Source organism: Pseudomonas laurentiana (assembly GCF_014648275.1).
In the GTDB taxonomy this organism is placed as follows: Bacteria; Pseudomonadota; Gammaproteobacteria; order Pseudomonadales; family Pseudomonadaceae; genus Aquipseudomonas; species Aquipseudomonas laurentiana.
In genome coordinates this window covers 318,361-331,646 of record NZ_BMQU01000003.1, presented here as the reverse complement: position 1 = coordinate 331,646, position 13,286 = coordinate 318,361, and the positions used below count along the sequence as shown (strand labels likewise).

The window sequence follows — 13,286 nt, the reverse complement described above, 5'->3', positions numbered from 1 at the left end:
CTCCAAAACAAAAAAATCGGTTTTAAAACAGCAATTTACTGTCTAGCCTCCAACAGACCTCAGTCAGGCTACCGTCATTCCTCGCTTGTTTGCGGCAACTCGAGTCGACCGGTATGGAAGTCGTATTCAAAGATGCCGCCATAACGCCCCCACTCGACCGCCACTTTCAAGACCTGTCTTGCCTCGTCAGCCTTGAGCGACTCTTCGAGCAACTCCAGAATGCGCTTCTCCGCCAATGTACCGCTCGCCTCCTGCTCGAGACTGCGACGAATATGGGCCGTCAGTGGGACATGTGTCAGCAGCTGCTGTCCGAAAATGTCCTGTTTCAGTGCTTGGTCGGCCGCCACATATCGATGGCCCAAGGAGGTCAGCGCGATGTCGCCTTTGGCGACCAAGGCCAGGCCGAGGAGCGCCAGTGCTTCATAGGTCGGGAACAACTCCTCATCAGACAGTTCAGCCTCTGCAGCAAGCTGCGGCAAGTCGGCCCTGCCGTTGAACGGTGCTTGGGCAAGCAGGTCTATCACACCTTCGATACGACTGACATCGGTGTCTGGCAGGCGATAGGCCAAATGGGCAATGGCCGGCGCTTCGCCGACCACGCCATGCGTCGGACGCATGGTCATCAAATCATAGACCTGGTCGATAAGGGCTCGCACCTCGGGTGAGTCGACATTGCGTGGACGCGGCAGCCCGATCTTCAGCTCAGACCGAATACGCCCCGGGTCGCTGGACAGAATGATGATTCGGTCCGACATCATCACGGCTTCTTCAATGTTGTGAGAGACGATCAGCATGCCCTTGGTGGAAATCCGCTCGCCATCCCACAACTCAAGCATGTCATCGCGCAGCGTTTCCCCCGTCAGCACATCCAGCGCGGAGAAAGCCTCGTCCATCAACAGAATGTCCGGGTTGACCACCAGCGCCCGGGCGATGCCGACACGTTGCTTCATGCCACCGGACAACTCGCGTGGCAACGCCCCGCCGAATCCAGCCAGACCGATCAGCTCAAGCACGGCCATGGAACGCTTTTCTCGTTCGTTGGCCGAGACACCTTGAGCCTCCAGCCCAAGCTCTACGTTCTGTTGAACCGTCAGCCAGGGAAACAACGCAAACGACTGAAACACCATGGCAATGCCGGGCACAGGGCCTTGAATGGGCCGGTCGCGGTAGCCTACTTTGCCACTGTCGGCGGGAATCAGGCCGGCCATGATGCGCAACAATGTTGACTTTCCCGAACCGGACTTGCCGAGCAAGGCCACAATTTCACCCGTCTTCAGCGTGAAATCGACCTGCTCCAACACACTGCGTGCACTGCCATCTGCGGCACGGAAGGATTTGGCAACGCCTTTCAACTCAATCAACACGTCCTGGCTCATCACCCTACCCTCAGCGACTATGGTTTTCGGCGAGCAGGTACAGCTTGCGCCAGAAGAACCGGTTCAAGAACATCACGAATACGCACATCACACCGATTCCCAATGCGATGCGATGGAAGTCCCCCGTTTCAGTCATCTGCTTGATATAGCTGCCCAGGCCGTCGGCCATAAGTGTGGTCTTCCCCCACGTGACGTACTCGGCCACGATACTGGCGTTCCATGAGCCACCACTGGCGGTGATCGCGCCAGTGATGTAGCTCGGGAATACCGCTGGAAGGTAGACACGTTTCCACTTGAGCCAGCCCTTCAAGCCGAGATTATCGGCAGCCAGGCGCAGCTCATGGGGAATGGCCGACGCACCGGCGACGACATTAAACAGGATGTACCATTGGGTGCCGAACACCATCAGCGGGCTGAGCCAGATGTTCGGGTTCAGTTGCAACGTCACCAGCACGAACACGACCAACGGGAACATCAGGTTGACCGGAAACGCCGCAAGAAACTGCGCCACGGCCTGCACGCGCTGGGAATACTGCGGCCGCAGCCCGATCCAGACTGCAATCGGCACCCACACCAACGAAGCCAGCCCGATCAACAGCAGCACACGTAGCAATGTGATAAAGCCCAGGCCAACCACATGCCCCGCCTCTCCCCAGCCCACATCGCTGTGTACAAAAACCACAAGCCGGTAGACCGCACCCAGGGTGGCGAGCATCAGGACGATATCCCAGAGCCGTGACCAGGCCTTGAACGATGCCGCCGAGCGGTGCCCCATGCTGCGGCCGTTGCTGTTCACGCTGAACCCGCTAAGTGCCCGACGCATCAACGCCCAGAAGCGTCCGGTCAACCGGTGCATCCAGCGGCTTCTTCGCACCCAATTGAGCAACCAGGATTGTTGCGCGGATTCACCTTGTGACTCTTCAAAGCGAAACTTGTCAGCCCAGGCAAGCAAGGGTCGAAAGAACAGTTGATCGTAAAGCAGGATGCCCGCCAGCATGGCGCCAATCGCCCAGGCAATGGCATGTCCATCCTTGGCTTCAATGGCCACCGCAATATAGGAGCCGATACCTGGCAGCTTGATGTCCTGACCGGCGACCGAAATGGCCTCGGCGGCCACCAGGAAGAACCAGCCACCTGACATCGACATCATCATGTTCCACAACAACCCCGGTATCGCGAAAGGCAGTTCAAGCCGCCAAAAGCGTTGCCAGCCGGACAGCCGGAAGATCCGCGAAGCTTCGTTCAATTCAGGTGGGACAGTCCGTATGGACTGGTACAGGCTGAACGCCATGTTCCATGCCTGGGAGGTAAAAATGGCAAAAATCGCGGCACATTCAACGCCCAGGATGTTACCTGGAAATAGAGCAATGAACGGTGCGATGGCAATAGCCTGAAAACCCAGGATAGGCACCGATTGCAGAATGTCCAGCAGGGGGATCATCGCCTTCTCGGCAGCCCGGTACTTGGCGGCAATCGCCGCAAAAACCAGGCTGAACAAGAGCGAGACCGCCAACGCCGAGAACATTCGCAAAATGGTACGCAGCAGGTAATACGGTAGATAAGCCGGATCGAGCGAAATCGACAGTGATTCACCGACCGCAAATGGCCGACTCATCTGCATCGCACCAAAAGCAAGCGCTACCAGGATGACAAGTACCAAGGGTAAAAGCGCCCAATCCCAGCGATTTGGGGCTTTGCCGACCAATGAGGCTTCGCGCTTTTGCAGGTTGAAACGTTCAAGCATGGCATCCTCCTAGGCCATTCAGGAGCTGGTTGCCGTACCCGCAAGTACATGCCTACCCAACGGACTGGCTTGCCATTTTGGTCTGTTGCAATTGCCCGGGATAACGGGACGGGGCGGAGCCGCTGCAAGGCCCCGGGTGCGTGCGCAAACTAAATTCCTGCACGGTAGAAATCAAACAAATAACATCTCGATTTCATGAAGAAATCATCACGTGATTGAAGGCTAGCAGTGCTTCACTTTCATGCATGCACTCAGTGCACCACGCGCGGCAGCAGGAAGTTCAACAGTTCGGGGTCGTCATCCAGCTCGATAGCCTGAACCGCACGCGGCAGGTGCTCCAGGACTGAACGCCAGAATGCCGCTGCGGTTTCATCCTGATAGTAGAAACGCACCAGCCAGGCATGCTCCGCACTCATCAGCATCTGGGCCGCAACGGCACGCCCGATGCCTCGACGGCGATACTTTTTCAGAATGAACAGGTCTGCCAGTTCCAAAGCATCGATACCGGGTAAGTCACTGCGTTCGATCAGCAGAAAACCGGCAATGAAACCGTCGACCAGCAACAGGTTGGCGCTCCACTGAGGCTCTTGCCAGTAGCGCAGCAAGTGCTCATCGTGGATATAGAAGCGACCGTCAAGCTCAACGTCTTCCTGCTCCCAGTCCGAGGACTCGTAAGCATAGAACTGGTACAGGTTGCGCACCAGTTCGATTTGATCAGGGCTGGCCTGCACCAGTTCAAGGGTGACGTCGGTAGTCGAAGGCATCGGAAGCTCGGAGAGGAAATACGAATGAAGGCCGCAGGCAGCGGCCGTTTTGCGCGCGCTATTGTTTATAAAAAAACGCGAGAATGCTACCGCTGATCCGGGCAGTTACTGAGGGTCATGGAAGATTCAGGTAATGCCACAACGCGCTGCTCACCGGATCGACAGTACCCTCTTCGCCAAACAGCATACGACCAATGCTCAAGCCCAGTTGGCGGTAACTTTCGAACTGGGCCTCATCGAAGAACTGATCGGCGGTGGTCTGGTTCGGGAATGCTTCATTGGCCAGGGCATAATTGAAAACGTCCGGCGTCAGCGAGGCAATCAGCCGCGGTTTGAGCACCAGGATCCGGCACTGCGGCAAAGGGGGCTCGGTTTCATCGGTGGTGTCAAATACGTCGAGTAGCAACGCGCATTTTTTACTGTCTTTGGCGGGTGGTTGCTGGAAATGGCTGATACTGCCGAACACCTGACTGAGCACTGGGTGATGCTGCACCGTGAGGTCTTCACGGATGTCCAATTGCTGGTCGATCCTCGCCAGCCGAACCAGGTTGGCCACGTCGTCAAATTGGTACGAAGGGTCGCAGCCGCAGTCACATACCACGATCAGCGCGATATCACGCTCGCGGCGAACCAGCTCATAGGCGGCGGTATTTTCAAAATGTCCGCCATCGGAAAGGTAATGCAAGTCTCGGCGATGCCCGTGGAAATGCGCCGTTAACTCGTAAAACAGGTAGGACTGGGTGGGGAATCGACGTACCCACCGCGGATCCTTGTGCCGGTAGTGTGTTTCACCTTCAGAGAGAAACTGACTGGACCACCAGACCCCCAGGCGGACGTTGGCCAAGCCTAGTGCCAAGGACATACCCAAGCTCGTGGTGCGTCCCAGCCCAGTGCTGAAGGCGGCGCCGGAGGTACCAATCCACTGCCCAAGGCTAAGCGGCAGCATGATTTCCGAAGGTTGGCTGGGGCTCGGGCCTCGCTGATAACTCACGCCATCGAGCATGTAGTTCGTCGGCCTCCCGCCGTTAACTGTCCAGCCGTGAGGCGCAAGGCACAGGGGTTTACCCTTGCGGTCACGCTGCACCAGTTGTTCCGCAGGGTCGACGGTCAGGTTCATGGTCACATTGATCAGGTGCAGCGGGCCGGCCGTCTGTGTCCCGTAGTAAGTCTCCAGGGAGATGTCGTCATCAGCCAATGGCTCGGCAACGCTCCGCTCCCTGGCACCACTGGTGGCGGTGAAGCGCCTGCCGTTGGAAGCACCAAGGTAGGCCCGCGTCAGACGCGAGGCGTAAAAGGTGTGTAGCGAGGAAAGGTTGAGAAAACCGACGAACCTGGCCGCCACAACAATCAGCGCCAAGGCCAGTGCCCCCACTATCAACAAGCTGAGATTGCCTTGGGCACTCAATACCTGATCGCGGCCGCCGTTTGCGACCCACAACACGAACAAAGCCCAAACCAGACACACCACCATGCCCAGCAAGGTGCCGCCGATCAGTGCCAGCACCTCCAACGGCAACTTCAATGACCAAGCTGGCAATGCTTTCTCATCCTTGAGCAGCGCCAACTTGCGCACTAACCAGATCAGCGTCGGCAGCACGCCAACGCTGACCAGACCGAACTGCTTGAACAGAACGCTATAAATGTCTTGCGCCAAGGTTGCCACGCTCGCCAGGAGCAACAGGGTAACGACCGCGATGATTGCATTGCTGAGATAGCGGGTGATCAGTACACGGTAATTGCGTAGCGTGTTGCCCTCTTCGTTCAACGCGAGCTTTCGCACCAGTAACGAGGTGATAAGCAGCCCTGACCCGGCAATCACCGCAAAACAGAAGGCCAACACCGCGACCCTCGGAGAATAACCCAGCCCGTAGGCCAATAGGCTCAAGACCAGCAGCGCGGCAGCCACGCCGAACGTGGCCCGGTACGCCAGGTTGGCGAGACTGGGTGCCTCGGTCAGGCTCTGCCGCGGAATAATCAGCCAATAGGCCAGGGCGCATGGCAGCGCCAGCACCACGAGCGCCACCAGCGGCCAGACAAACAGGTTGATGCCAAGGCTGGTCTGCACCAGGAACAAAAACGACAAAGCAAGCACCATCGGCATGCCGATCACGAAATGCAGTGAAAGCCAGTTTCGCCAAGCCATCGCCAGCGCGTAAAACATGTCGCCGCCACCGGTGGGCGTCAGGTAGCGCCCGTTCTCCCTGAGCCAGGCGCCGGGGCCACTGCCGACGGGTGCGCGGGAGTAGTCGGTAGCCGTGCTGATCTTACCCGGCGGCTCGTAGCGAAACACCGCGTAGGCATCCTGGGCGGCATCGTAGGGTGATTGCGGCGGCTGTCCCGCTACAGTGCCTCGCAACCGGTTAGGCAGGAACAAGCTGGAAAAAAATGAGCCGATGTAGCCACCACCGCTGACGGTCGAAAGGTAATCAAAACGTGCGAGCAGTGGCTTGTCTTCCGAACGATCGGTGCGTCGGGCCCGAGCCAGCGCTTGCAGTACCCCGAGGCAGAACGTGGCACTGCGGATGCCGCCCCCCGACAGCGCCAGGCCCCAGGGTCGACCGGTGTTCTGCTCCTGTTGGTATTCCTGCAGGTCGAGGTACTCACGACGCTTGTTGATGCGCTCGCGCTCTGCGTTGTACTGCTCCGTCTCCAGTGCCATGTCCGCTTGCCTCCCGTCAGCACGCGCGGGTGCCGAGTTCAGGTAAGTAAAGCACTGCCGCCATGCCTCGCCAGTGTTGTGACGCCGACCTGCACTAACGTCGCTGGTACACCGCCTTCCGGCCTGCTACACCTACGCAAGAACGACAAGCCCACGTTTGAATGCCTTTTCACAGTGATTTGAAACCACAGTCAATCTACATCCCGCACAGGTGCAGATCATGAAAAGCATCTTCGCCCACCTGCTGTTCAGCGTGTTTGTTTCCATTGCTGGCTGTGCGCAATATGGCCCCTACCGAACATCGCCGGCGCTCTGCGAAGGCAGCACCAGCGCCTGTACAGACTCGATGCTTTACCGTCATAAGGACGCGGGCCAGGCCACATTCGATTACTCGCTGGGTTTCGTCGAATTCAACGATCAAGGTGACCTGTGGCCTGCGTCAGGTTCACAACAGCAAATGGCGGTAGTGCTCGATTATCTGCAGCGCCAGGCCGCCCATCAGGATCTGCTGATGGTGGTATTCGTGCATGGCTGGCACCATTCGGCGAAGGGGCAGACGCCCGGTGCGACGTCATTGCATGAAGATGACCGCGATGGCAACGTGAAGACCTTCCAGAACGTACTCCTGGGTCTGTCCCAGGCTGAACGCAAGCAGGCTGCTGTGCTCCACCGCGCACCACGCGAGGTAGCAGGTATCTATGTCGGTTGGCGTGGCGACTCCATCACCCTCAAGGGCCTGAACGAACTGACCTTCTGGGATCGCAAGAACACCGCGGCACAAGTCGGCCATGGCGGCGTCACGGAGCTGTTGAGCCGTATAGAGTTGATCAAGCGCACCCAGGACAGCAAGGCCCGAGACGCAGCAGTCACGGGTGCCGGTCTCAAGGCATTGTCAGTGCCCGCAACGGGCTGCGAGCGCCTGACCGCCACTGGGCAAGCTATCACTAGCCAGACCAAACTGGTCGTGGTTGGCCACAGCTTCGGTGGCTTGGTAGTGCAGTCCGCAGTTGGCCAGATCCTGGAAGACCGCGCCGTGCGCACCAAAGGCGGCGACTACGGCTGCCAACTGGACGTGGAAGGCTTCGGCAACCTGGTCGTACTGATCAATCCAGCGTTCGAAGCCCAGCGCTACTCAGTCATTCACAACCTGGCCGCAACGCGCAATTACTACCCTGCGCAACAACTGCCGGTGGAGCTGATCCTCACCTCACAGTCGGACGACGCGACTAAGTACCTTTTCCCTGCCGGTCGGTATGTATCCACCCTCTTTGATCGCAACGGCTGGGACCCCAAGAATGTCACGGCGGTGGGGCACTACAAACCGTACATCACTCACACCCTGAGCCGATCGCCAAGCGCCCCCGGCATTACCTTGAAGCAGGCGTGGCTCAAAAACGCCAAGCCCGACCGCGACCTCTGCGTGGCGGGCCTGACCCTGAGCCGGAAGCAGCTGAGCGAGCGCAACCCCTATCTGAACGTGAGTGTTGCCGGTGATTTGATCAATGGGCACAACGACATTGACGAGCCACAGATCATCGAGTTCATCAAACAGGTGATTTTGCTCTCCACACTGTCGGATAATGACCGCCAGACCGCGCCGGCTGACATCGATCCAGGGTGTGCCCCGGTAATTTGAGCAGGACATTGAGGACACCATGACTGACCGCGAACAGCTCCATCGAGAGGGTTATGTGCTGCTCCGTCGCGCAATCCCGACTGAGTGGCTGGATGACCTTCGTGCCGTATTCGATGCGGGCGTGAAGCCGTCGGACCAATGGCCAGTGCCGCGTGGCATGGACTGGCGTCACTCACTGCTGGACACTGATTCGAAGGTTCAAGCGGTGTGTCGTCTGCCGGAGGTACTGGCGGTAGTCGGTGAGTTGATTGGAGAGCGGTTCTTCCTCTCACACGTGGAGGGTCGCGACCCCCTTGCAGGGGGTGGACATCAGCAGCTGCACCGCGACTTGTCGGCGCAACGGCCAGGCGACATCGTGAGCGCTTTAGCTTATTTCGACGATTACGGCCCCGAAAACGGCGCGACACGTATCGTCCCTGGCAGCCATCGCCCTGGGCAAGGAGAACCGCCATTCGACTTCAATGACGAGTCCCGGTCTGTGCAGCTTTCAGGCTCTGCGGGTGACATCTTGGTGTTTGATGTCGACTTAGTGCATGCGGCCAGTCTGAACGCGATCGGCGCACCCCGCCGCACCCTCCTGATCAGCTATTTTTCTGAACCTCTATACGCATCGCACCTGGAAACAGCGAGCCTGCGAAATGTTCGGATGGACACGACCGATAGGTTCGATCCCTCGGATTTCAGCCTTCGTTGAGTATGACCAGGCTGGCCATTCTGTACGCTCAACCGGCCAAAGAGACGAGCCTGCCTGAGGAATGTGCTGACGCAGCAACAATCACGGGTCATGCGACTCGCTCAATTTTCTCAGCGCGGCTCCTCTTCCCTCCTCCACTCCAGCGCATCAACACCATCCGAGCCCCCTTGTTCCAGACATAGCCAACCGCGATGCCACCGACGATGGCAATGACTACCGCGAACACCGGTTGATCGACTATGCGACGGGCCACGGACTGAAATTGAAAATGCGTCAGATAGATAAACAGCGTTGACGATGCGATTAATGCAAGTGCCCGCGCGATGATGTCTGGCACAGGGATAGACCGAACCCAAATCACGCCGAGTACGGCAGGAACGCCTACATCAATATGTTCAAGCATTGCGAGGGTGTGCGATCCACTGTCGAAGACGGCAAGCACATCTTGCCACCCCATCACCATGACAGTCACCGCACTGGCGATCCACTTCTGCTGACGTGTATCGGCATAATGAATGGCCATTCCCAGCACCATGACCGCAAGATAGTGCTGTGGCACCCGGTTGTACAATACGCTGGCATCAAATACATACGCATTTATCAAAACGCCGGCGACTGCCAATGCACACGACGCCACGATCAAACAGCGGAATGGATCAGCGATTATTATTGCCCTGACGCGTGCAAACGACAGCACAAACCCAATGGCCAAGAGCATCTGCACGAGCACCTCAATGTACCAATACGCAAAGCCCTCAGTGAGCATCGGTGGAAACCAGTTCGATATCAGTAATACGGCCTGCCAATGAACTTTACCGAACAGCAGCTGAATCAAGAGCGTATATAAAATGGTTGGCACCACGATACTGGCAATGGACCGTACCAGCAGACGCACATTACCGCGTTCAGCGATAGCGTTGAATTGAAATCTAGCCAAACTGATGCCCGACACGATGAATAGCGTCGTCGTTTCGCCAACAATGGGCCACGTCGAGAACACATTGAAATGCCCGACAACAATAAGCACTATAGCCACGACCCGCAAGAGTACGGGAAGTTCCATTTCCCGAAGAAATGGCGCTGATATTCTTGCCTCACCAGCCTGTTCACAAAGCGCACGTAATGGCGTGACCTCCCATCGCGCTGGCAACTGTCCAAGCAGCGTCTCAAGGGCCATTGAAGCCTGGACAAACGACAGCGAGTCCCCACCGAGTTCCACGAACGATAAGTTTGCATCGATACTGGGGACCTTCAGTATTTCCGCCCAGGCATCTGCCAGCTTCAGTGCGAGCGGAGACAAACTCTGACTTGCGTTCAGGGGTACCGGATCCGTGCACCCTAGCTGCGAAGACAACGCCTGCCTGTCGATCTTCCCGTTTGGCGTAAGTGGAATATCATCCAGGAAAACGAACAGTGCCGGCACCATATAATCGGGTAGCTGACGGCTGACATGCTCGCGTAACTCAATAGATGACACCGGCGTTTTTGTAACGCAGCATGCTGCCAGCTTAGTACCTGAACGGTCATTGATCGCCAGGACAACACACTGCGTGATCAAGGCATGCCGTGACAGCGCACCTTCGATTTCAGCGAGTTCAATTCGATGACCACGAATCTTTACCTGATGATCGCCTCGCCCCAGAAAGATCGCACTACCATCCGCAAGGTATGTCCCAAGGTCGCCGGTTCTATAGCAGAGGTCGTTCTCTTCATGCGTAAATGGATTCACGACAAAGCGTTCTCTGGTTTTTTCTATATCCCTCCAGTAACCGAGCGATAAATAAGGGCTGCGTATAAGAATTTCGCCGACCTCCCCTTCGCTGACCAACCGATTCGATTCATCCACGACAAGCAACTGTGCCCCTTCAATCCCTTTCCCCAGTGGAATTCTGGCATTGCTCGCCTCAGGATCGATTTGATGGTACGCCATCGCCTGCGGGGTTTCCGTCGTGCCGTAGAAATTCACACTGATCGAATGGGGGGCAATAAGGCGTATGTGTTCGTACAAACTACTGTTTAACGCATCGCCCCCCCAGAAAAAATACCGCAGGTCAGTGAGTTCAACCCCATTAATGTTCGCACCCGCTTCAACAAGTCGCCCCAAGGGTGGCGTCAGGTGAATGATGGATATTCGATTGGTCTGTATCCACGTTGCCAACGCCGAAGGATCTGTGACCGTTGACGACGCCGGAATAATGACCTTCGCGCCAATAGAAAGCGGCGTAAATATATCCCTGTATACAGGGTCATGGCCAAGCCCTGAAAGCAAGGAAAAACAATCGTGTTTTGATAAGGAATGACGCCGGACATGCCATTCGACAAAGTGAACCAACGGCCCATGCTGGGCCACAATCCCCTTGGGTTCACCCGTACTTCCCGAGGTAAAGGTGATGTAGGCCGGCTGACGGGGGTCGACTTCGGGCAACGCACCCGAGGAAAAGGGGAACGCCTGTAATGCTTCAGTGGGCATTTCCGGAATGCTGACAACCTGCGGATCAGCATGCTCTGCCCTTGGCCCCATGCGCTCAAGATTGAGATCAACGGTTGCTTCACCGCCTAGCAGGATGAAGGAAGGCTGGAGCGCTTGAATGATTTGATCTATGCGCGCGGGCGGGTAAGCGATATCGGCAACCGTGAACGTCAACCCGGCACGCGCTGCACCAAGCATTGCATATACGAGCCCTGCACAGCGACTCGAGACAATCACAACACGATCAGACGCTGCAGCGCCATGGGCAATCAAGAATGACGCGATGCCCAGACTTATTGCTTCAAGCTGACGATAGCTGCACGTCGCGTCTTGCGAGATGACCGCCGTTGCGTCGGGTGAACTTGCCGCATGCCGTAGAAAATCCATGAATATGGGACGTTCGGCACAGTATTCCAATGTGAGTGTCGGGTTTGGGCGGGCATCCAGCATAGTGTTTGTCACTCCGCTTGATCCATACGAAGATAATCGTGCCCCGAACATCCTGAGTGAAAACAGCGCGGAACTTATCAGTGGCCGAGGCACGAAATGCAGCACAGTTCCGTGGAGCGTTCTAGCGGAGAACACACAGCGTTGAGCGGCCTGTTGAGTGGTTCAGGCCGATTGATTGAACGTTAGTGCAGAGTATTGGACGGCGCCAGCGAGGCGGCGCCTGAAAATGGGGATGGTCAACAGCCCTGTGCTGCCTATCCGATGCGTTAGTCCACAGTAGCGTGCCGAGGCAAGGCCGTAGAAATCAGTGCGGCCAGCAAGACGAACGCCGTGGATACCCACAAACACGCCTCCAGCCCATGACGTTGATAAATCCAGCCCGACAACACCGTGCCCAGTAATCGGCCCATTGCATTGGACATATAGTAGAAGCCCACGTCCAACGACACACCGTCCTCCTTGGCGTAGGACACGATCAGGTAACTGTGCAGCGACGAGTTGACGGCAAACAACGCGCCAAACACCAGTAGCCCGCCCAACAGCACAATCTGCGGTGACCCGCCTGCCGAAAGACCGAAAGCAATGATCGCCGGCAGGCCTGCCAGTAGCGAAGCCCAAACAAAAGCAGCTCGACCATCCGGAACATGACCACGTTTTTTTCCGGTGATGTAGGGAGCGAACGACTGCACCACGCCGTAGCCAATGACCCAGACAGCGAGAAAACTGCCAACCTGCCAGAAATCCCAGGCGAAAACCGTGCTCAGGTAGACCGGCAAGGCCACCACGAACCACACATCACGGGCACCGAAGAGGAATAGCCGTGCCGCCGACAACATGTTGATGGCCCGGCTTTTCGACAGGATATCGCGGAACCTGGGTTTGGCGTTGGCCTTGCCCAAGTCGTGACTCAACAGGAATAGGCTGGCGATCCAGATCAGTGCCAGTGCTGCAGCCATCGCCAGTACTGCGCTGGTGAAACCGAGCAAAGCCAGCAACGCACCACCAATGAAAAAACCAACCCCTTTCAGCGCGTTCTTTGAGCCGGTAAGGACCGCTACCCACTGATAGAGCTTGCCTTGCTGGTTGCCGGGCACCAGCAGCTTGATGGAACTCTTGGCACTCATCTTGTTGAGGTCTTTGGCGATACCCGACATCGCCTGTGCCCCCATCACCCAGGGAAGCGTCAGCCAGGCGGCGGGGACGGTCAACATCAATAGGGCGGCAACCTGTAGGCCCAACCCGATGTTCATGGTGCGGTTCAGCCCCAGGCGAGCGCCGAGATAGCCGCCCACCAGATTGGTGATCACACCGAAGATCTCATAGAACAGGAACAGCGCGGCGATCTGCAGCGGTGTATAGCCCAACGTATGGAAATGCAGCACCACCAACATGCGCAACGCGCCATCGGTGAGCGTAAACGCCCAGTAGTTACCGGTGACCAGCAGGTACTGACGCACTTGCGGGGATAGGGCTGACAGCACGTGCATGGTCAC

At 57.2% G+C, this 13,286-nt stretch carries 8 protein-coding genes; 2 read left to right on the top strand and 6 right to left on the bottom strand.

Annotation, left to right across the window (positions count from 1 at the left end; translation table 11 throughout):
• Positions 1–74: 74 nt before the first annotated feature.
• The 4 genes from IE038_RS05285 to IE038_RS05270 form a co-directional block, all read right to left on the bottom strand.
• On the bottom strand, positions 75–1,376 hold the full coding sequence (locus IE038_RS05285) for an ABC transporter ATP-binding protein (RefSeq protein WP_163931133.1): 1,302 nt from the start codon (positions 1,374–1,376) through the stop codon (positions 75–77).
• A gap of 10 nt (positions 1,377–1,386) precedes the next feature.
• Entirely contained in the window at positions 1,387–3,120 is a 1,734-nt protein-coding gene (locus IE038_RS05280) for an ABC transporter permease (protein ID WP_163931130.1), read from the bottom strand.
• 251 nt (positions 3,121–3,371) lie between these two features.
• Complete coding sequence (locus IE038_RS05275) at positions 3,372–3,884, bottom strand: GNAT family N-acetyltransferase (protein ID WP_163931127.1); 513 nt, start codon at positions 3,882–3,884, stop codon at positions 3,372–3,374.
• Positions 3,885–3,999: 115 nt separating this feature from the next.
• Entirely contained in the window at positions 4,000–6,543 is a 2,544-nt protein-coding gene (locus IE038_RS05270) for a patatin-like phospholipase family protein (RefSeq protein ID WP_163931125.1), read from the bottom strand.
• 220 nt (positions 6,544–6,763) lie between these two features.
• Here IE038_RS05270 and IE038_RS05265 point away from each other — a divergent pair, with 220 nt between their 5' ends.
• Together IE038_RS05265 and IE038_RS05260 are read left to right on the top strand one after the other, a co-directional pair.
• Entirely contained in the window at positions 6,764–8,179 is a 1,416-nt protein-coding gene (locus IE038_RS05265) for an esterase (protein WP_163931122.1), read from the top strand.
• A 19-nt stretch (positions 8,180–8,198) separates the two neighbouring features.
• The gene (locus tag IE038_RS05260; protein WP_163931119.1) at positions 8,199–8,873 is read left to right on the top strand and encodes a phytanoyl-CoA dioxygenase family protein; all 675 of its coding nucleotides are present in this window, start codon (positions 8,199–8,201) and stop codon (positions 8,871–8,873) included.
• An 88-nt stretch (positions 8,874–8,961) separates the two neighbouring features.
• On the opposite strand, the gene IE038_RS05255 is transcribed toward IE038_RS05260, so the two are convergent.
• The gene (locus IE038_RS05255; RefSeq protein ID WP_189395263.1) at positions 8,962–11,793 is read right to left on the bottom strand and encodes an amino acid adenylation domain-containing protein; all 2,832 of its coding nucleotides are present in this window, start codon (positions 11,791–11,793) and stop codon (positions 8,962–8,964) included.
• A 266-nt stretch (positions 11,794–12,059) separates the two neighbouring features.
• Positions 12,060–13,280 carry an organoarsenical effux MFS transporter ArsJ gene (gene arsJ / locus IE038_RS05250; RefSeq protein ID WP_189395262.1) on the bottom strand — a complete coding sequence of 407 codons (1,221 nt, stop codon included), beginning with the start codon at positions 13,278–13,280 and terminating at the stop codon, positions 12,060–12,062.
• Positions 13,281–13,286: the final 6 nt, after the last annotated feature.

What these genes read in the sequence shown, in the direction of transcription:
- IE038_RS05280 (WP_163931130.1), bottom strand. Translation starts at nt 3,120, where the DNA reads ATGCTTGAACGTTTCAACCTGCAAAAGCGCGAAGCCTCATTGGTCGGC.
- arsJ (WP_189395262.1), bottom strand. Translation starts at nt 13,280, where the DNA reads ATGCACGTGCTGTCAGCCCTATCCCCGCAAGTGCGTCAGTACCTGCTG.
- IE038_RS05255 (WP_189395263.1), bottom strand. Translation starts at nt 11,793, where the DNA reads ATGCTGGATGCCCGCCCAAACCCGACACTCACATTGGAATACTGTGCC.
- IE038_RS05260 (WP_163931119.1), top strand. Translation starts at nt 8,199, where the DNA reads ATGACTGACCGCGAACAGCTCCATCGAGAGGGTTATGTGCTGCTCCGT.
- IE038_RS05275 (WP_163931127.1), bottom strand. Translation starts at nt 3,884, where the DNA reads ATGCCTTCGACTACCGACGTCACCCTTGAACTGGTGCAGGCCAGCCCT.
- IE038_RS05285 (WP_163931133.1), bottom strand. Translation starts at nt 1,376, where the DNA reads ATGAGCCAGGACGTGTTGATTGAGTTGAAAGGCGTTGCCAAATCCTTC.
- IE038_RS05270 (WP_163931125.1), bottom strand. Translation starts at nt 6,543, where the DNA reads ATGGCACTGGAGACGGAGCAGTACAACGCAGAGCGCGAGCGCATCAAC.
- IE038_RS05265 (WP_163931122.1), top strand. Translation starts at nt 6,764, where the DNA reads ATGAAAAGCATCTTCGCCCACCTGCTGTTCAGCGTGTTTGTTTCCATT.